At 33.6% G+C, this 20,426-nt stretch carries 17 protein-coding genes; 11 read left to right on the plus strand and 6 right to left on the minus strand.

Going from position 1 to position 20,426, the window contains the following annotated elements; genetic code table 11:
* Window positions 1-121 precede the first annotated feature (121 nt).
* Entirely contained in the window at window positions 122-1,054 is a 933-nt protein-coding gene (locus tag BC962_RS13960; protein WP_121346629.1) for a peptidylprolyl isomerase, read from the plus strand.
* 62 nt (window positions 1,055-1,116) lie between these two features.
* On the opposite strand, the gene BC962_RS13965 is transcribed toward BC962_RS13960, so the two are convergent.
* Window positions 1,117-1,764, minus strand: a complete 648-nt coding sequence (locus BC962_RS13965; protein ID WP_121346630.1) for a peroxiredoxin — start codon at window positions 1,762-1,764, stop codon at window positions 1,117-1,119.
* A 118-nt stretch (window positions 1,765-1,882) separates the two neighbouring features.
* Complete coding sequence (locus BC962_RS13970; RefSeq protein ID WP_121346631.1) at window positions 1,883-2,440, minus strand: thioredoxin family protein; 558 nt, start codon at window positions 2,438-2,440, stop codon at window positions 1,883-1,885.
* A 101-nt stretch (window positions 2,441-2,541) separates the two neighbouring features.
* Between BC962_RS13970 and BC962_RS13975 the strand changes: the two genes are divergently transcribed.
* Window positions 2,542-2,877 carry a tRNA-binding protein gene (locus BC962_RS13975; RefSeq protein ID WP_121346632.1) on the plus strand — a complete coding sequence of 112 codons (336 nt, stop codon included), beginning with the start codon at window positions 2,542-2,544 and terminating at the stop codon, window positions 2,875-2,877.
* A 133-nt stretch (window positions 2,878-3,010) separates the two neighbouring features.
* Here BC962_RS13975 and BC962_RS13980 read toward each other — a convergent pair whose 3' ends face one another.
* The 3 genes from BC962_RS13980 to BC962_RS13990 form a co-directional block, all read right to left on the minus strand.
* Window positions 3,011-5,524 carry a M14 family metallopeptidase gene (locus BC962_RS13980; protein ID WP_121346633.1) on the minus strand — a complete coding sequence of 838 codons (2,514 nt, stop codon included), beginning with the start codon at window positions 5,522-5,524 and terminating at the stop codon, window positions 3,011-3,013.
* An 80-nt stretch (window positions 5,525-5,604) separates the two neighbouring features.
* A complete protein-coding gene (locus BC962_RS13985) occupies window positions 5,605-5,985 on the minus strand; it encodes a PUR family DNA/RNA-binding protein (protein ID WP_121346634.1) in 381 nt (126 codons plus the stop codon).
* A 71-nt stretch (window positions 5,986-6,056) separates the two neighbouring features.
* On the minus strand, window positions 6,057-7,814 hold the full coding sequence (locus tag BC962_RS13990) for an ABC transporter ATP-binding protein (protein ID WP_121346635.1): 1,758 nt from the start codon (window positions 7,812-7,814) through the stop codon (window positions 6,057-6,059).
* 134 nt (window positions 7,815-7,948) lie between these two features.
* Between BC962_RS13990 and BC962_RS13995 the strand changes: the two genes are divergently transcribed.
* From BC962_RS13995 to yajC, 4 genes are all read left to right on the plus strand, one after another.
* Window positions 7,949-9,049 carry a Glu/Leu/Phe/Val family dehydrogenase gene (locus tag BC962_RS13995; RefSeq protein WP_121346636.1) on the plus strand — a complete coding sequence of 367 codons (1,101 nt, stop codon included), beginning with the start codon at window positions 7,949-7,951 and terminating at the stop codon, window positions 9,047-9,049.
* An 82-nt stretch (window positions 9,050-9,131) separates the two neighbouring features.
* Window positions 9,132-10,076: a transcription antitermination factor NusB gene (gene nusB / locus BC962_RS14000; protein WP_121346637.1), complete on the plus strand. Its 945-nt coding sequence runs from the start codon at window positions 9,132-9,134 to the stop codon at window positions 10,074-10,076.
* A 46-nt stretch (window positions 10,077-10,122) separates the two neighbouring features.
* Window positions 10,123-10,587, plus strand: coding sequence for a DUF1573 domain-containing protein (locus BC962_RS14005; protein ID WP_121346638.1), 465 nt, complete (start codon window positions 10,123-10,125; stop codon window positions 10,585-10,587).
* A 21-nt stretch (window positions 10,588-10,608) separates the two neighbouring features.
* The gene (gene yajC / locus BC962_RS14010; RefSeq protein ID WP_121346639.1) at window positions 10,609-10,902 is read left to right on the plus strand and encodes a preprotein translocase subunit YajC; all 294 of its coding nucleotides are present in this window, start codon (window positions 10,609-10,611) and stop codon (window positions 10,900-10,902) included.
* Window positions 10,903-11,015: 113 nt separating this feature from the next.
* Here yajC and BC962_RS14015 read toward each other — a convergent pair whose 3' ends face one another.
* Window positions 11,016-11,312, minus strand: a complete 297-nt coding sequence (locus BC962_RS14015) for an STAS domain-containing protein (RefSeq protein ID WP_121346640.1) — start codon at window positions 11,310-11,312, stop codon at window positions 11,016-11,018.
* A gap of 989 nt (window positions 11,313-12,301) precedes the next feature.
* On the opposite strand from BC962_RS14015, the gene BC962_RS14020 reads away from it, so the two are divergent.
* The 5 genes from BC962_RS14020 to BC962_RS14040 all read left to right on the plus strand — a co-directional run.
* Window positions 12,302-12,772 (plus strand): UpxY family transcription antiterminator, encoded by a 471-nt coding sequence (locus BC962_RS14020; protein WP_121346641.1) that lies wholly within the window; start codon window positions 12,302-12,304, stop codon window positions 12,770-12,772.
* 120 nt (window positions 12,773-12,892) lie between these two features.
* Window positions 12,893-14,005: a GDP-mannose 4,6-dehydratase gene (gene gmd, locus BC962_RS14025; RefSeq protein WP_121346642.1), complete on the plus strand. Its 1,113-nt coding sequence runs from the start codon at window positions 12,893-12,895 to the stop codon at window positions 14,003-14,005.
* A 19-nt stretch (window positions 14,006-14,024) separates the two neighbouring features.
* On the plus strand, window positions 14,025-15,176 hold the full coding sequence (locus tag BC962_RS14030; RefSeq protein ID WP_121346643.1) for a GDP-L-fucose synthase family protein: 1,152 nt from the start codon (window positions 14,025-14,027) through the stop codon (window positions 15,174-15,176).
* Between the two features lie 127 nt (window positions 15,177-15,303).
* The gene (locus BC962_RS14035) at window positions 15,304-17,013 is read left to right on the plus strand and encodes an ABC transporter ATP-binding protein (RefSeq protein WP_245984217.1); all 1,710 of its coding nucleotides are present in this window, start codon (window positions 15,304-15,306) and stop codon (window positions 17,011-17,013) included.
* A gap of 144 nt (window positions 17,014-17,157) precedes the next feature.
* A partial coding sequence (locus tag BC962_RS14040; RefSeq protein ID WP_121346645.1) for a LamG-like jellyroll fold domain-containing protein occupies window positions 17,158-20,426 on the plus strand: 3,269 nt, incomplete at its 3' end.

A 20,426-nucleotide genomic window follows, 5' to 3' on the forward strand; every position in this document is an offset into this window, starting at 1 on the left:
CCGAAACCTCAAACCTGAAACTTTCAGAATAAATACTATTTAAATCTTAAAATCTCCCTAAGCCTATCATCCATACTTTTTCAAATTGTTATCTTTGCAGCTATAATTAAAAATTAGCGTTATGCAAGATGGATTGTATGCCAAATTTCACACTTCAAAAGGTGAGATCTTGGTGAAATTGGAAAATGAAAAAACACCTGGAACTGTTGGGAATTTTGTAGGACTGGCAGAAGGTAATTTAGAAAATAAAGCGATCCCTCAAGGGAAACCTTATTACAACGGCTTGAAATTTCATAGAGTGATACCAGATTTTATGATCCAAGGGGGAGACCCAAAAGGAAATGGAACTGGTGGGCCTGGTTATAACTTTGAAGATGAAATTCATCCAGAATTAACTCATGATGCTCCGGGAAAACTTTCTATGGCTAATGCTGGACCTGGTACAAATGGAAGTCAATTTTTCATTACACATATTGCAACTCCTTGGTTAGATGGTAAGCATACCGTTTTTGGAAGTGTTGTAGAAGGACAAGATGTGGTAGATGCTATTGCTCAAGGTGATATGTTAGATAAAGTTGAGATAATTAGACAAGGTGCTGAAGCTGAAAAATTTAATGGAGTAGAAGAATTTCGCTCTTTTAATGGAGCAAAAGCAGAAAGAGAAGCAGCTGCAAAGAAGAAACAAGAAGAATTAATGGGAAATCTTTCTCAGGGATTTGAAGAAACTGCAAGCGGACTTAAATATAAAATTGAGCAAAAAGGAGATGGTGTTCAGGCTCAAAAGGGCAAGACTGTATCTGTTCACTATAAAGGAATGCTACCAGATGGTAGTGTTTTTGACTCTTCTTACACCCGAAATCAACCAATAGATTTTAAATTAGGAAAAGGTCAAGTAATTCAAGGTTGGGATGAAGGTATTCAACTATTAAATGTTGGAGACCAAGCAAGATTTGTGATCCCTTCTCATTTAGCTTATGGATCACGTGGTGCTGGTGGAGCAATTCCTCCTAATGCGACATTGATCTTTGATGTAGAATTGGTAGCAGTTAAATAATTTAGCTATTTAATTTATAAAAGCCTCCTTTGTTTAATTAAACATAGGAGGCTTCTTTTTTTTTAGCTATTCTTAAGTTCTGGCTGAGGTGTAAGTCTTAAATAAGATTTTATTTCCTTAAACCCCTTTGGGAACATAGTTTTAGCATCTTCATTAGACACCGATGGGCTAATAACTACATCTTCACCATGCTTCCAGTTTGCGGGAGTTGCAACTTTATTATAAGCTGTTAGTTGTAATGAATCTATCACTCTTAGTAATTCATCAAAATTTCTCCCTGTACTTGCAGGATAGGTTAGTAAAAGTTTGATGGTTTTATCTGGCCCAATTATAAATACAGATCTTACCGTAAGAGTATCGTTGGCATTTGGATGAATCATATCGTATAAATCCGATACTTTTCTATCTTCATCTGCAATTATCGGAAAATTGACTGTAGTGTTTTGAGTTTCATTAATGTCTTTGATCCACTCTTTATGAGATTCTACACCGTCTACACTAAGTGCGATCATCTTAACATTTCGCTTATCAAACTCTGGCTTGTATCTGGCAGCAGTACCTAACTCTGTAGTACATACTGGAGTGTAATCTGCCGGGTGCGAGAAAAGAATTCCCCAACTATCCCCTAAATAATCATAAAGATTTAATTTTCCTTCTGAAGTTTCTGCATCAAAATTTGGTGCTTTATCTCCTAATTTTATTGTGCTCATAAAAATTCATTTTTAATATATGAACTTTAAAGTTACACAATATCAAAACGAGAAGCTGTTAAGTTCTTATCAATTTAAGCCTGCTAATATTTATTTGTAGTAATAGGGGAGAAGAGAATTATTCTTTCCATTTAATATTACAACCAATACTTGGCTTTTGTGGTTCGGGCACATTTCGGTTATTTAAAACTGAATCTAAGGCCTCCCTTAGATCTCTTCCGTTTACTGGAATACCATTCCCAGGGCGCGAATTATCCAATTGTCCTCTATAGATCAATTTCAATTCAGAATTAAATAAATAAAAATCTGGAGTGCATGCGGCGTCATAAGCCTTTGCAACCTCCTGAGTCTGATCATATAAATATGGAAAAGGATAATGGTATTTCCTTGCATTTTTCCACATAAGATCCGGATGATCATCTGGAGTATCTTCAACATTATTACTCATAATAGCAACAAAACCAAAGCCAGTCACTCTATAATCGTTGGCCACTCTCACAATTTCATCATTAACATGTTTTACAAAAGGACAGTGATTACTTAAGAACATGATCACAGTTCCTTTTTCTCCTTTAAGATCGGATAGGCTAAATATGTTGGAAGTTACAGCATCTGTAAGTGTAAAATCTGGTGCTTTGGTTCCTAAGGGAAGCATATTGGAGGGTGTTAAGGACATAGTTGAATTTTAAGATGCTAACAAATTTAATATCTTTAATCTAAATGCTAATAGTTGCTATATTAGATTAGCACTTCAATTTAAGAATAAACATAGAATACATGGAAATAAGCTGGAATGATTTTGAAAAAGTAGAAATTAGGGTTGGAACTATATTAGATGTTCAAGATTTCCCCAAAGCAAATAAACCTGCATATAAAATGGAAATCGATTTTGGAACTGATTTAGGTATTAAAAAAACCTCTGCCCAAATAACTAATCGTTATTCTAAAGAAAGTCTATTAGGAAAACAAATTGTAGCCGTGGTTAACTTTCCTAAGAAACAGATCGCAGATTTTATGAGTGAATGTTTGGTGTTAGGAGCTGTAGGCCCTAAAAATGACATTGTTCTTTTAAATCCCGATTTTAAAGTAGAAAATGGACTTAGAATTGGCTGATGAGGTTGAAAAGTATTTCATGTTTCATGTTTCAAGTTTCAGTGCAAAATAGAAAAAAAACATAAAAACACCTTGACTCTACTTGATGTGATAAAATAAAGGGCCATTTTTGGATTAAAAGCTTTATTTTAAATTACATCTCATCTCCAAAGAATATGGCGTTCATTAACAACTTATTTGTTCCATACCAGAAGCCTCTAAAATTGGTGTTATCTGTAAATAGAATCACATTTCCACGGCCCATTCCTACTTGTTTAAATGGAATCGTGTTGGATAATAAGTCTAAATTCGGTTTGCTTATATACCCACTTAAGAGAGGTTTGTTAGTATATTTTATTGGGTTCTTGTAACTCGTTGAATCAGCTTTAATAAAAATAGTAGTATCCCTAAATAAAGCGATCTTATTGTCTGAATATCCAAAATTAATAGGATGTGATCTATCTTGAGTTGCTTCAAAAATAGCTCCGCCAATTCCTTGTGCTCCTCTAAAATCATTGCGTTGCTCGAAACTTATATTTTCAGCCTTCAATTTGTTCTCTAAAAACTCTAGTTTCATAAATCCGTTGGAGTTGAACCACTTTGCAGCATTTTTATACCCTATTAATGTACCGCCATCTTTTACCCAATCTTTAATTTTTTCAGTGTCATTTTTATCTAAAGCGCTGCCCCAACTATTTGGCAATATAATATCTGTGTATTTACTAAGATCTGCTCTTCCAAAATTTCGGGTATCCAGTTTGGTGATATTCATATCATACCGCTGATCGAACAAATGCCAGATCTCTCCCGCATCGTAAGGAGTAATGCCTTCACCTACTATAATAGCTACTTTTTGAGGTTCTAAAGATCTAAAATAATTACTCCCTAAGTTAATTCCTTTTGTAAGCCCAGTACCAACTCCAGTTATGGAAACATTCGATTTTTCAGAAACTTCGGTTAAGAAATTAAAGATATCTGTAGCATTCATTTTTTGATTCTGAACAGAGATCAGGATAGTTCCATAATCATATTTCTTATTGTCTGCTTCAAAGGTTTTCATACCAACCTGCGCCCGAAGACCTTTTTCTAAAATTAGATTTAGGGCTTTTGGCGTATTGTAGTCGTGCCACTCCATAAGGTAGGCATAGTCACTTTTGATTAGAGAATTGATAGCGGGTTTTTGTAGGCTATCTATTCTTCCACCAGTATATTTAGTTGGAACACTATTATTGAAATCAAGATCGAATGCTAAAGGAAAAGACCAGGCAGAAATATCGTAAAACAAACTATCTGTAAATGAAGTTCTTTTCTCGAACATCGCTTCTACAAGCCTATGTTGTTTCTGATTTTTCGGAATTATGTATCCAGCACCTTTTTTAAAGTTCTTGCCATTAAGTTCGAAGTCTTCTTTAATCTCATAGATCTCCACTTGTTGGCGTTTTAAAATTTCAGCTAAATAATAAGCCTTGTTTTTATCTTTTTCGCTTCCAAAAACATAGGCGTCTTTTCCCATGGTATCACTGGAGTTCTTATAGAATGAACGCTGATAATCTAAAATCTTACTTCTCATATTTCCTGCAGCTTCTAAAGTAGATAAAGCAGCAGTAAACTGGTTTCTAATAGTAAACGGGAAAGTTAATAAGCCATTATCTGTTTCTTGAACATGGCCTCTAGAGCTTGCTTGTTCAAATAATATTCCAATACTTCCATTGATATCTGGGAACGTAGAGCCTTTTCCGTAGTAAAAATCGTCGTAATCCTCTTGAGTATAATATAAGGAGCCAATCTTATCTAATGCTTTTGCATGGTAAGTCCCTATTTCCCTTGTAAGATCTTGATTCATTTGAGGTGTAAGTGGATGTGTTCTGGAAGGGATTCCTGGTTGAAAGAAAAAGGAAGAATTAGAGCCCATTTCATGGTGATCTGTTAGAATATTTGGTTGCCATTTATGAAAAGTTGCAATCCGTGCTCTAGATTCTGGTAATTGTACCGGTAGCCAATCCCGATTCATATCAAACCAATAATGATTTGTTCTTCCGCCTGGCCAAACTTCACTAAATTCTCTGTCTTGAGGATCTGGATTTAAATTCTTGCTTTTATTTGTGTTTGCCCAATAGGCAAAACGTTGTAGTCCATCTGGATTTAAGGAAGGATCAAACAAGATCACTGTATTTTTAAGAAGTTCATCTATTTTCTCACCTTGTCCTGCGGCTAAATAATATGCGACTAATAAAGCCGAATTAGATCCGCTTGGCTCGTTCCCATGAATAGAAAATCCTTGATATACCACAATTGGCATCTCTTCGGTCTTTAAATCCTCACTATTTGCTTCGGTTAGATTCACATGATCCTCACGTATTGTTTCTATGTTTTTCTGATTCTCTTCAGAAGTGATTATTAATAATAGCAGTGGTCTTCCTTCAAAAGTAGTTCCTCTATTTTCTATCGTGATTCTTGGAGATTCAGAAGCAAGTGTGCGCATATAAGAAACCAATAGATCATGGGTTACATGCCATTCTCCAGGGATATATCCCAAGATTTCCTGTGGTGTAGTTATTTCTGGGTTATAAGATATGTCTTGTGGAAGATAATAGGAAAGGTCTAGATTTTCTTGAGCATTTGCATTAAGAGAAAAAGCTAGGAAAAGAATTAAATACAGATATTTCATGAATTGGAATTGTTTGATGCTCTAATATAAAAAAACCGCCTCAATTTCTTGAGGCGGTTTCAGTTTAATTACTTTTTAGCTTATATATCTTCAAAGCTAATATCTGTAAATTTATCTGGAGAAGGTGTAGCATCTACAGACACTTCATCTTCTTGGTAATCTTTTTTGAAATCTTTCTGATGCTTATCACTTATCACTTCTTGCCCCTTTTCATCAACAATATAGCTAGTCATCTCATTTAAGATCTCTGCAAAACCGTCAAAATCTTCTTTGTATAAGTAGATCTTGTGTTTTTTGTAATGAAAAGATCCATCTGCATTAGTGAATTTTTTACTCTCAGTAATAGTAAGATAATAATCATCTGCTTTGGTAGCTCTTACATCAAAAAAGTATGTACGTCTTCCGGCTCTTAATACTTTAGAGAATATTTCATCTTTCTCCATCATTCCATTTTCATTCATAAAATAAATCTTTGTTGTTTTATTTAACTAGGTCAAAAATCTAAAAAAAATTAACATTTCACAACATATTTTCACATTTCTTTTTCACTTAGTTGCTTTGCATAAAGTTCCTTGTAGTATCCTTCCTCCTGAATTAATTTTTGATGCTTCCCTTCTTGTACCACAGCACCGTCCTGTAGAATTATTATTCGGTCGGCATTTTTTACTGAAGAGATCCTATGACTCACGATAATTGTGGTTTTACTTTCAGAGATTTTAAATAAATTCTGTAATATTTCTTCTTCTGTCTCTGTATCTACTGCGGAAAGACTATCGTCAAAAAGTAGAATCTGAGGATCGTGAATAATTGCCCTTGCAATGGAAACTCGCTGCTTTTGCCCTCCAGAAAGTGTGATTCCTCTTTCTCCAAGAACAGTATCATAACCTTTGCTAAATCCTAAAATGTTTTTATGGACAGATGCATTTTTTGCTGCTTCTATAACTTCTTCTTCTGTTGCGTTAGTATTACCAAACATAATGTTATTTCGAATGGAATCACTAAATAGAAAAGCATCTTGCGGTACATAACCAATACTGTCTCTTAAATTATAAAGGTTGTGATCCTGAATATTCTCTCCATCCATAAGGATTGTTCCTTGGTCCACATCGTACAATCTACCTATAAGCTCTAAAATAGTAGACTTTCCAGAACCTGTTTTTCCTATAATAGCTAAAGTTTCCCCTCGATTTACTTTAAAGGAAATATTTTTAAGAGCGGTGATGTTTGTGTCTTCATAAGTAAAAGTCACATTTTTGAATTCGATATTCCCTTGAATTTCCGCTGAATTTTCCTGATGATTTTTAATTTGAGGTTCTTGCTTCAAGAATTCGTTAATACGCTTCTGGGAAGCTTCTGCTTGTTGTACTATAGAAGTAACCCACCCAACAATAGCTACAGGCCAGGTTAGCATATTTACATATAAAAGGAATTCTACAATGATCCCTATATTCTCGATCTCTCCACTTATTACCTGTTTCCCACCAATATAAATTACAACGGTGTTACTTACTCCAATAAGAAGTACCATTAAGGGGAAAAAGAAAGCTTGTACTTTAACCAGATTAAGGTTTTTCTCCTTGCTTCCATTAGAAAGCACTTCAAAGTTTTGATTGGTTTGGGGTTCTAATCCGTAAGATTTAATAACAGAGATCCCACTAAATGTTTCCTGAGTAAAAGTGTTTAATTTAGAAAGATACTGTTGCACAATGGTACTTCTATTGTGAATAGCCACACTTAACTTATAGATTGCAAAAGACAGAAAGGGAAGTGGCGCTAAAGTATATAGTGTTAATAATGGGGCAGTATTAACCATATACCAAATTACAACTACAAAAAGTGTAAGCGTGGTAATACTGTACATAATAGCAGGTCCGAGGTACATCCTTACCTTAGAGACATCTTCACTTATTCTATTCATTAGATCTCCTGTACGGTTCTTTTTATAGAAGTTTAATGAAAGCCTTTGGTATTGTTGGTAGATCTCATTTTTTAGATCGTATTCCATGCGTCTGGATGCAACAATAAATGTTTGGCGCATTATAAATGTTAATGCCGCCGCTACTAAGTTCGCTCCTATTATAAGAAGGATATTATAAAACAATTCTTCTCTTAATTGCGCCGGATCGGTTATTTCTCCCTTAATATAACTTTCTATCGCCGTGGTGGAATTTCCTATAAATTGAATGGGATATAAAGTGAATATTCTTGCAGCTATAGTTATTAATAGCCCAAGCAACATATGCCATTTATATTTGAGAAAATATTTATTGAGGTGTTGTAGTTCTTTCATGTAGTGTTGTACCCTATGATTCTTACAGTATTCGCATTTTAACAATCGAATTGACTGTGAAAATTAAAATATTAGTTAATTTTGCCCATTGATTTTTTCGAAAACATAAAAATCTAAATTTAAATTTAAAATTTATGCAAGTTGACGTTTTAGCTGCTGAAGACCTTAAAAAAACTGCGCCTGTTTTTGGGCAACTGTCTTTTGATAATCATGAACAAGTGGTTTTTTGCAATGACAAAGATACAGGTTTAAAGGCAATAATTGGAATTCATAATACTGTTTTAGGACCTGCTTTAGGAGGAACTAGAATGTGGAATTACAATAGCGAATGGGATGCCTTGAATGACGCATTAAGACTATCTAGAGGGATGACCTTTAAAAGTGCAATTACAGGTTTAAATCTAGGTGGAGGTAAGGCTGTAATTATTGGTGATGCAAAAACTCAAAAGACACCAGAGTTAATGAGAAAATTCGGTGAATTTGTTCATTCATTAAGCGGTAAATACATCACTGCAGAAGATGTAGGAATGGATACTGAAGATATGGATATAGTTAGGGAAGTTACACCGTATGTAACTGGAATATCCGAGTCTAAAGGAGGAGCAGGGAATCCTTCACCTATTACTGCTTATGGCGTTTTTATGGGAATGAAAGCTGCCGCTAAATATAAATTTGGATCTGATGATCTTGATGGTAAAAAAGTACTTGTTCAAGGAATTGGACATGTAGGAGAAGCTTTAGTAGAGCATTTAACCAATGAAGGTGCTATTGTATATATTAGCGACATTAATCCTACCAGATTGGAAGAGGTTAGCGCAAAATATGGAGTGACTATTTATACAGAAGATCCTTATGATGCAGAAGTGGATATCTACGCTCCTTGTGCATTAGGTGCAACTATTAATAATGAGACCATTCATAGAATCAAAGCTAAAGTAGTAGCCGGTGCTGCAAACAATCAATTGCAAAATGAAAATACTCATGGATTATTATTACAGGAAAGAGGGATCGTATATGCTCCAGATTTCTTGATAAATGCAGGAGGGATCATTAATGTGTATGCCGAATTAGAAGGTTATGGCAAGCAAGAGATCATTCGTAAGACTGAAAACATTTATAATACAACCCTAGAAATTCTTAAAACTGCAGAAGCTCAATCAATAACTACCCACCATGCTGCTCTAAAAATCGCACAACAGCGAATTGATGACAGAAAAAGGGAGAATTTGAAGTAAGTAGTTTGAAATAAATCTTATTTTTGCAGGGCGAAAGAGAATTCTTTTCGCCTTGCTAATTTTATAACGTTCTTTTACAGCCATGTTAACCAGAAGACATATTCGAGTTAAGGTAATGCAATCACTCTATGCATTCCATCAAAGTGAAAACAAAAACTTCAGTACAGAGGAAAAATTTCTTCAGAAAAGTATGTTAGAAATGTACGATCTGTTTTTATTAATGCTCAAACTAATCACTGAAATTAAATCCTATTCAGAAAATTATTTGGAAAAATCCTCAAAGAAATTTCTTCCAACCCAAGAGGAAATGGATCCCAATAAAAAATTCGTAGATAACAGAGTTATAAAAATTCTGGAAAATAATCAGTATTTACAAGATGCTTGGGAAGAACGCGGGATTACTCATTGGAAACGAGATAGTGAATATGTGGCAATTCTTTGGGAGGAAATTCGCAATAGTGATGCTTTCGAAAGTTACATGACTACTCGTGAATCTACTTTTAAAGAAGATAAAGATTTTATTATTCTTTTACTTAGGGAATTTATTGCTCCTAATGATAAGCTTTACGATTATATAGAGGATACTAAATTAACTTGGCTAGATGATCTGCCTTTAGTTAATACTGCCATATTAAAGTATTTAAATAAACTAAAGGAAAATACTCCAGAAGACGCTAAGATCCCAAAACTTTTTAAGAGTCCAGATGATGAAGAATTTGCTGCAAAGTTATTTAGAAAGGCTTTAGCAAATGATGAAGACTTGGCAAAAGAAATGGTGGATAAAACCCCAAACTGGGATAAAGAACGAATTGCAGAAATAGATACTATTCTTATTAAAATGGGAATTTGTGAATTACTTCATTTCTCTTCCATTCCCGTAAAAGTTAGTATCAATGAATATTTAGAAGTTGCAAAAGAATACAGCACTCCAAAGAGTAGTATTTTTATAAATGGGATACTTGATAAATTGTCTAAGGAATATCAAGAGCAAAACCGTTTAAATAAAATGGGCCGAGGTCTTATGTAGTCGAGAAAATTTATTATTTTTAACTTTTAATTTAAATTAACATATTATGAAAAAAGGAATTTTAATGATAGCAGCTGTTGGTGCATTATTCTTTACTTCCTGTAAAGATGATGCTTCCAGTAAGGTGAAAGCAGAAAATGTGGAAACTGCGGCAGAGCGCGATGCTCAAGTTGCTGCTTTTGGAGAACTTACCTTCGAAGAAGAGGAATTCGACTTTGGGAACATTGCAAAAGGTGCTCCACAAGAGCATGTTTTTAAGTTCACTAACACAGGGGAAGGACCATTGGTAATTACTAATGCTACTAGTACATGTGGATGTACTGTGCCAACTTACCCAAAAAATGAAACTATCGCTCCTGGAGAATCTGGAGAAATGTTAGTTAAATTTAATGGATCTGGACAAGGTCAAGTAACTAAAACTGTTACCGTAACTGCTAACACAGAAAACGGATCAGAACAAATAAGAATCAAAGCTTTTGTTGAAGGTGGTGAAGAAGAAACTGCTGGATAAACAAAACTTTTAAAATAATTTATGGAACAATTAACCCAATTTGCACCAATAATATTAATGTTTGTGGTTGTGTATTTCTTTATGATACGCCCACAAATGAAACGCGCTAAACAAGAAAAGTCTTTTGCAGCCGAGCTTAAAAAAGGTGATAGAGTAATCACTAAAAGTGGGATGCATGGTAAAATAGTTGACTTTAGCGAAAAAAACAATTCAGTTATAATTGAAACTGGTGCTGGGAAAATCACTTTTGACCGCTCATCTATATCTATGGAATTGAGTAAAAAGTTGAATGAACCTATTATTGAGAAGAAATAATTATTAATTTAATTTTCTTTTATTAAAAAAGCCTGTTGATAATTCAACAGGCTTTTTTATTTATCAACGAGATCTAATTCCAAAATACATTAGGGATATATTTCTTTAAGGAATTAAATCACGTCAATAATATTCTTTAATCCAGAGTTTATAACTGCTTCGGAAACGATCTCATTATCTTTATTTAGTATCACAATTTGCTTTCCAAACATTTCTGCTTTCTTCTTTAAAATAAGTAGCATATATACACCTATAACATCTAGTTTTTTTAATTCAGAAATATCCAAAATGAGTTTTGTTGTTTGGTAGAGTGCTTTGTCGAGATTTTCCTGAACCTCACTAACATTTTCAGATATTAATTTACCTGTAACTACAACAAGCTTATCTTCCTTTAAAATAGTATCCTGCATTCTTATTTCTTAGATAGCTCAAATATATGGCTGTTAGAGAATTAAGTAGTTAAAAATACGATGAAGGGAAGCTTTTGCTAGGCAGATGGTAATTATGAAAACGTGAATGCTTTATAGTTAATGAAGAACACAAAACAGTACACTTAAATGAAAGAATTAATGTGATTTATAGTCCTAACTTCATATAGTTTTAAATACATTATTAAAGTTAGTAAAGACATTTCTGCTTTATTTTATGGCAAATATTTGGTTTAAAACATTTCTTACATATCCTTAAAAAGAATTAATTAGATGAAATGCATTTATTGGCGATAACGGTAACAGTTTTTTCTTATTATTTGAAACTATGGAGTTAGAATTTTTCCTTTTCATGGGAAATCAATAATTCGCAATATCAAAAAATCAATTAAATTGTGAAATAAACATTCTAGAACAATTAATTTTAATAATAATCTGAAAAAATTATAATTAGTTATAATTCTTACAAAGATCATTTAAAAATTTAACATATTTCCTATTGTTAAATTTATCGTAATCAATAAATTAGTTCTACTAATAAAAGCGATTTGAAATTTACTCTACTCAGAATCGCGCATTAGTTTCCCTAATATCCCTAACAATTATATGTAATTCGTAAATCTCATTTATGGGACTTACCAAGCGAAGCTATGATTATTTATAGGACATATTACCCCCCCTCACCCCACAACACATTAATATTTTCACTATTTAAAGTTTTTAATATACCCTTGGGGTTGGATTAATAATATATTGGATGACAACAAATTACATCAACTTTCCCGGCAAATCCTGCCAATTATTCTAAACCCCATGTTTTTTATTATGCTATCAATTAATTCTAACCCAGTTAATAGATATAAGGGTTTAATTCGAAATACAAATATTGGTTAAAAGATCAATTTAAGTAAACATGAGATGTCTTTAGAAATAGGCATTTATAACAACTTAAGCTAAAATTCTATTTTACAATGTGGTACGTACTTTATACTAAACCTAGATCAGAAAAAAAAGTATCTAAATCTCTTGAGGCTGCTAATATTGAAAACTACTGTCCCACAATAATTGAGGTTAAACAGTGGAGTGATAGAATAAAAAAAATAGAAGTGCCTTTGTTTAAATCCTACATATTTGTTCGGGTAAGTGAGAAAGAAAGAGAGAGAGTTTTTCAATATCCCGGCACGGTTAGATATTTATATTGGTTGGGAAAACCGGCTATTGTAAAGGATAAAGAAATTGATACAATTAAGAATTGGTTGGATGATGATTGTTATGAGGAATTTAAAATCAATAATTTATATTCAGGTCAAAGAGTGCAAATCACGTCTGGAGCATTTAAAGACCAAAAAGGAATAGTAAAGCATGTAGGCTCAAATAGACTGAGTTTAATTTTAGATACCCTTGGATGCATTGTTAGTGTTAGAATTAAAGAACTTGCTTGATAGGTTTTTTTAATTCCTCTCCTTATTCATTTTCAATAAACGTGAATCTAAGCGGGACAATCCAATCTGTATCCTATCGGTATATCAAATTAAGATAGCATCAATAATTAAAAGAGGAATATGAAAACAGCACTAATCACAGGAGTAACTGGCCAAGATGGCGCGTATTTAAGCGATTTATTATTAAAAAAAGGATACCAAGTTCATGGAATAAAAAGAAGAACTTCTCAATTTAATACGGAACGAATAGATCACCTATATCAAGACCCGCATGTAGAGGACAGGAATTTCATTTTACATTATAGTGATTTGGCAGATTCAATCTCAATAATGGGACTTATAAAAAAAATACAACCAGATGAGATTTATAATCTAGCTGCTATGAGCCATGTTCAGGTTTCTTTTGAGATCCCGGAATATACTGGAAATACAGATGGATTAGGCATTTTGAGAATTTTGGATTCGGTGAGATTATTAGGATTAGAAAAGAAAACAAAAATTTATCAAGCTTCCTCTTCAGAAATGTATGGAAAAGTTCAAGAAGTTCCTCAATCTGAAACTACTGCTTTCTATCCTAGAAGTCCTTATGCAGTTGCAAAATTATATGCTTATTGGATAACTGTAAATTATAGGGAAGCATATAACTTATTTGCCTGTAACGGGATATTATTTAACCATGAATCCCCTATTAGAGGGGAGACTTTTGTTACCAGAAAAATAACACGCGCAGTTTCAAGAATTGCTTTAGGTCTACAAGATAAATTGTATTTAGGAAATTTAAATGCCAAACGAGATTGGGGGCATGCTAAGGATTATGTAAGAGCTATGTGGATGGTTCTTCAAGCTGAAACTCCAGAGGATTGGGTTATAGCTACAGGGACAACAACAAGTGTTCGGGATTTTGTGAGTATGGCCTTTAATGAAATTGGAATAGAATTAGAATTTAGAGGCGAGGGAATTAAAGAAAAAGCTTACGTGAAAAATTGTACTAATGTAGATTATCAATTAAATGAAGGGATGGAAGTCTTAGCGGTAGATCCTAGATATTTTAGACCTACAGAAGTGGATCTTTTAATTGGAGATCCTTCAAAAGCCAACTGTAAGTTGGGGTGGTTTCCAGAGTATTCTTTATGTAGTTTAGTGAAAGAAATGATGGACAGTGATATGGAATTAATGCGAAAGGAATATTTTTTAAAAGAGGGTGGATTTAAGGTTTTAAATTTTCATGAATAAATATAAATGAGATTATATTATGGAGAAAAACGCTAAAATATTTGTAGCTGGAGACCGAGGTCTTGTAGGTAGTGCAATACTTAAACAGTTGAAGGAAAAAGGATATACTAATATTATTACTAGAACACGTACAGAATTGGATTTGGTAGATTGTATAGAAGTATCTAATTTTTTCTCAAAAATACAGCCAGATTATGTTTTTGTGGCTGCTGCAAAAGTTGGAGGGATCGTAGCAAATAATAAATATAGAGCAGATTTTATTTATGAGAATCTCATGATTCAAACCAATATTATACATCATAGCTACCTTAATAAAGTTAAGAAATTACTCTTTTTAGGAAGCACCTGTATTTATCCAAAAAATTGCAGACTTCCTATAAAAGAAGAATATCTACTTACTGGTGAAATAGAATATACCAATGAGCCATATGCAATAGCAAAAATTGCAGGAATAAAAATGTGCGAAAGCTATAACCTTCAGTATGGGACTAATTTCATATCTGTAATGCCAACAAACCTTTACGGTCCTAAGGATAATTATAACCTTGAAACATCTCATGTGCTTCCAGCAATATTGCGTAAGATTTATTTAGCCAAAGCTTTAGAAGAAAATGATTGGGAGAAATTAAGAGATGATCTAGGGAAGAGACCTATTGATAAGGTAAATAGCAAAAGTTCTGATGAAGAAATCCTTGAGGTTCTTAAAAAATATGGAATAAGTCTTCATCGTAGTATTTCCGAGGACAAAATATTCTCTCAAGTGGAAATTTGGGGAAGTGGTAATGCATTGAGAGAATTTCTTTGGAGCGAAGATATGGCGGAGGCTTGTATTTATATTATGGAAAATATAAATTTTAGTGATTTAATACCTAGTGGGCCTAATGTTGAAGTTAGAAATACTCATCTAAATATAGGAACAGGGAAGGAGATTTCTATAGGAGACCTGGCCCGTCTTATAAAACAAATATTAGGATATAATGGAGAGCTATACTTCAATTCACAAAAACCAGAAGGCACGCCTAGAAAAGTAACAGATTCTTCTAAACTTTTAAAAATGGGCTGGAAAGCTAGTGTTAGTTTAGAAGAAGGAATAGGTAGAATGCTTAAGGAACTTAATATTAATAATCAAACTGTAATAACAGACCTAAAAAATCAAAGAGACTCAGCTTAAGCCTGCCTTTAAGGTTAAATTTCTAATGGATATTAAGTAATAATAAAAGATGCACCAGAGTATTCAAAAATATTTCAGCAGTTTTATCTATTTCTACTCAAGGCTAGGGTATCGCATATTTATAGCTATGGCATTAAGTATTGGGGTTGGGGTTTTAGATGGTTTTGGATTGGCTATGTTTCTACCCCTTTTAAAAATGGTAGACGATGCGTCTATGTCTGATAATGAGGGTTTAGGGAAAATACAATTTCTAATGGATGCCATCATCTCTACTGGCTTAGATATAAATTTATTCAGCATTCTCTTAGTTATGAGTTTGTTTTTCATTCTAAAAGGAGTTATACAATATTTCAGCAGTATGTACGAAGTAAATCTAAGACATTATTTCGTAAGGTCTATAAGAATCGGTTTAACCAAGGCTCTTGCAAAAATGTCTTATGTTAATTTTGTAAAAGCAGATGCTGGTAGAATTCAAAATACAATGTCTGGAGAGGTTAGTAGAATATCTCTTGCTTATCAAAGTTATTTTGGAGCATTTCAGCAAATAGCATTAATTGGGGTTTATATGCTTTTTGCATTTTTCATAGATGCTAAATTTGCCTTACTGATCTGTGTTGGTGGAGGACTCACAAATTTTATTTATAGGAGACTTTATTTAACAACTAAAATAACATCTCGCAAACTAACCTATGGTAGAAATCATTATCAAGGCCTAATTCTTCAACTAGTATCTAATTTTAAATACCTAAAAGCGACTGGTTACGTTAAGCCTTACAACAAAAAATTAAAGAATACAATCCATCTTATTGAAAAAAGTAATAAGACCATTGGGAAGCTGGGCGCCATTATTAATTCTATTAGAGAACCCGTTTTAATTTTAATAGTGAGTACTGTAATTTTGATCCAAGTAAATTTCTTAGGAGGATCATTAGGCCCTATTTTAATAAGTCTCTTGTTTTTTTATCGTGCACTTTCTGCTATGATTCTTCTTCAAACTCATTACAATAAATATCTTGAAGTTTCTGGATCAATGGAAAATATGACCAGTTTTGAATCGGAATTAAAAAGCTATGAAGAGAAAAAAGGAGAACGAAAATTTAAAAGATTTAAAAGATCCATTCAATTACACAATGCAGGTTTTTATTATTCCAATCAATCTATTTTACAAAATATAAATCTTGAAATTAAAAAAAATCAAACAGTTGCTTTAGTTGGTCAAAGCGGAAGTGGAAAAACCACTTTAATAAATATTTTAACAGGATTAATGGGATTAAATGAAGGAACAATGTTAGTGGATGGAATAAAAGCAACAGAGCTTAATTTGAAACAATTTCAGAAAAGGATAGGCTATATTACTCAAGAGCCTGTAATATTTAACGATACCATTTATAATAACATAAGCTTTTGGGCAGCTCCAACCCCTAAAAATTTAGCTCGGTTTGAATGGGCTATTAAACAAGCTTCAATTTATGAATTTATCCAAAACCTAGAAGAAAAAGAGAATATGCTTCTAGGGCATAATGGGATTAATCTTAGTGGTGGACAAAAACAAAGGATTTCTATTGCTCGGGAATTATATAAGGATATTGATATTTTAGTTCTAGATGAAGCAACTTCCTCCCTAGATTCAGAAACTGAAGAATATATCCAAAAAGGACTTGAAAATCTTCACGGAAATTACACCATGATAATTGTTGCTCATAGACTTTCCACTATAAGAAATGCCGATTATATTTTCCTTCTCAATAATGGAAAAATTATAGATGAAGGTAAATTTGAAAATTTGGTTTCCTCTTCACTCAAGTTCAAGAAGATGGTAGAACTACAAGAAGTATAATAGCTAACTTCTTTTCTAACTTAAAAAAATCTAGTTTTTTAAAGTCATGACTAGTTTATATTAGGTTAATCTTAAATACCCCACTTCTTTTTATTTATAACAGTTAGAGACTGTTTACATGTTTATTTAATTACAGATTTGGACATGAAGAATTATACATTTTTTATAATTCTCGCGCTATTTGGGATTTCACAAACGAGCGCGCAGGAGGGGTTTAATTCTATAACTCCTCTAAATCCAGTAAGTATATCTACTAATACTGGTGAAAAACCTCAATCCAAAGTTTGGTTTTATGGAGGTAGTCATTGGGCAATTTTACCAAACTCTGCAGGAACATTTTTATGGCGCTTACAGGGAAATAACTGGATAATTTCTTCACAAATTTCATCGAGCCCATTTACTAAAGCAGATAGTAAAATAGTTGGAAATGTTGCCCATATTATTTTACTCACAGGTGATGGTGCAGAATTGGTTTCGTTGGAGTACAATGCTGGTACGGGAAATTATCAACCTTGGTCTGTAAGAGGCTCTATGGTTTATTTATGGCTGGATGATGATGTAGAAACGGCAACCTTAGATATAGATTCTCAAAGCCGTATGTGGGTGGCATTTAATGGAGATGATGATCCAGAGGATTTTGATTATAATGGAGTTGAGGATGATAATGTTTACGTACGGTGGAGCGATCCTCCATATAATACATGGAATAATAGGATAATTGTTGCTCCAAATATCAGTGGAGATGATATCTGTTCAGTAATCACTTTACCTGGAAAAGTTGGGGTGTTTTGGTCTAATCAAATAACAAGAAGATTTGGGTTTAGAACTCATAATGATGGTGCGAATGCTAATAATTGGTCGGCGATAGAAATACCTGCAGAACAATCTGCCCTAAATATTGGGGGAGGAATGGCAGATGATCATTTAAATCTTGCAGCTGCAACAGATGGAACACTTTATTGTGCCATTAAAACAAGTTATGAAAATACAAATTACCCAGAAATAGGATTATTGGTAAGGCGTCCAAATGGGACGTGGGATAATTTACATCCAGTTTCAAATAAAGGAACTAGGCCTCTAATAATTCTTAATGAATCAAGAAATAAAGTAAGAGTTATTTATACAACACAGGATGGTGGAGGTAATATTGTTTATAAAGAGTCTGAAAGTAATAATATTCAATTCGGATCACAATTGAATTTAATTAGTGGTACATATAACAATGCAACCAGTAATAAAGGAAATTTTACTTCTGAGGTGGTTATTTTGGCATCAAGTGAAACCAGTGCGGTAGGAGTACTAGCTTCAGAAGATAACCTTTCAACAATTCCGGAAATTCCTGTTTTAAGTTCACCTGAGAATAATTCAGAAGAAATTTCCATATCACCGGTCCTTAGCTGGAATGCATCAGCCGGATCTTCTAATTATCATGTACAAGTTGCCTTAAACCAGAGCTTTTCTAATATTATACTTGAACAGAATAATATAAACCAGACGTTTTTTAATGTTGTGGGTTTAAATGGAAATACTAAATACTATTGGCGTGTAAGAGCATCAAATTCATTTGGTAATAGTAATTGGTCTGAGATTAGAAATTTCACTACGATTGCTTCCGAAACGCCTTTTACCTTGGCAGCCAACTGGAAAATGAATGAGGGTACAGGTTCTATTTTAGAAGATTCCTCTGAATATGAGAATGATGCAAGTTTTATTGGAAATCCAACTTGGGTACCAGGAGGGGGAGGCTTTGCACTTGGTCTTAATGGCAATAATCAATACGTTACCGTGCCGAATGATCAATCTTTAAATATTTCACAACAGATAACTGTTGCAGCATGGATTAAACCAGCGAAGCGCGCAACCCAATATCTAATTAAGAAAGCAGAAAGTGATGCTATAGATGGTTATGAGCTATCTCTATCTAGTGGAGGTGTAGTGTTTTTTAGATTTAATCAGGAGTCTTCTGAAAATGATTTCAGAATTGAATCTCAAACCCCATATCCAACAAATGGGAATACTTGGATGCATGTAGCTGCATCCTTTAATGGCCAGATAATGAAGATCTACATTAACGGAATTGAAAATAATGTTAAGAATTTAAGTAGTTATCAATGGATTAATTCAAATCAATTACCATTGACCATTGGATCAGGAAGTAATGGTTATAGAGGTTTTTCAGGATCTATTGATGATGTATATATCTATAATGTTGCATTAGATGCTTCAGAGATATATAATCTTTCCCTAGCGCCCCCAATGGCACAACCTATTCTAGTTTCTCCATTTAATAATGTAATAAATGTGGATACCGATGCGGTTTTAAATTGGAATTCTTTAAGTAATACCAATTCTTATTCCGTTCAGGTATCAACCGATACTAATTTTAATACTTTAATTCTGAACGAATCAGATCTTAGTAATATCTCGCTAACACTTCCAGAATTAATGGAATCACAAACTTATTATTGGAGAATTCGTGGAGAAAACAATGTGGGATTTGGACCATGGTCTACAATTTGGAATTTTACCACAGTTCCTGCCATTGCCGATGCTCCAACATTAGTTTCCCCTTTAGATTCAGCGACAGATGTTGCTTTAGATGTAAGTTTAACTTGGAATGCCGTTTCTGAAGTTGATTCTTATACTTTAGAAGTTGCGACAGACATTGCATTTGCCAACATTGTTGAAACTCAAACCGATCTAACTAATACCACAACCATTCCTAATAACTTAGCTAATAATACCGACTATTTCTGGAGAGTATTTTCAGTGAATGCTGGAGGTTCGAGTGAATCTACAATTTGGAGTTTTACCACAGTTCCTGCCATTGCCGATGCGCCAACTTTAGTATCACCGTTAGATACAGCGACAGATGTTGCTTTAGATGCAAGCTTAACTTGGAATGCCGTTTCTGAGGTTGATTCTTATACTATTGAAATTGCAACAGATATTGCCTTTGCTAATATCATCGATACTCAATCCGATCTTACAAGTACCAGTGCAACACCAAATAACTTAGCCAATAACACCAACTATTTCTGGCGCGTATTTGCAGTGAATGCAGGCGGTTCGAGTGAATCTGTTATCTGGAGTTTTACCACAGTTCCGGCCATTGCAGATGCGCCGACTTTAGTTTCCCCATTAGATTCAGCCACAGATGTTGCTTTAGATGTAAGCTTAACTTGGAATGCCGTTTCTGAGGTTGATTCTTATACTTTAGAAGTTGCGACAGACATTGGTTTTACTAATATCATCGATACTCAAACCGATTTAATTAGCACCATAACCATTCCTAATAACTTAGCCAATAATACTAACTATTTCTGGCGTGTTTTTGCTTTGAATGCTGGAGGTTCGAGTGAATCTGTTATCTGGAGTTTTACAACAATCCCGGCCATTGCCGATGCGCCGAC

The organism is Gillisia mitskevichiae (assembly GCF_003634585.1).
GTDB lineage: Bacteria > Bacteroidota > Bacteroidia > Flavobacteriales > Flavobacteriaceae > Gillisia > Gillisia mitskevichiae.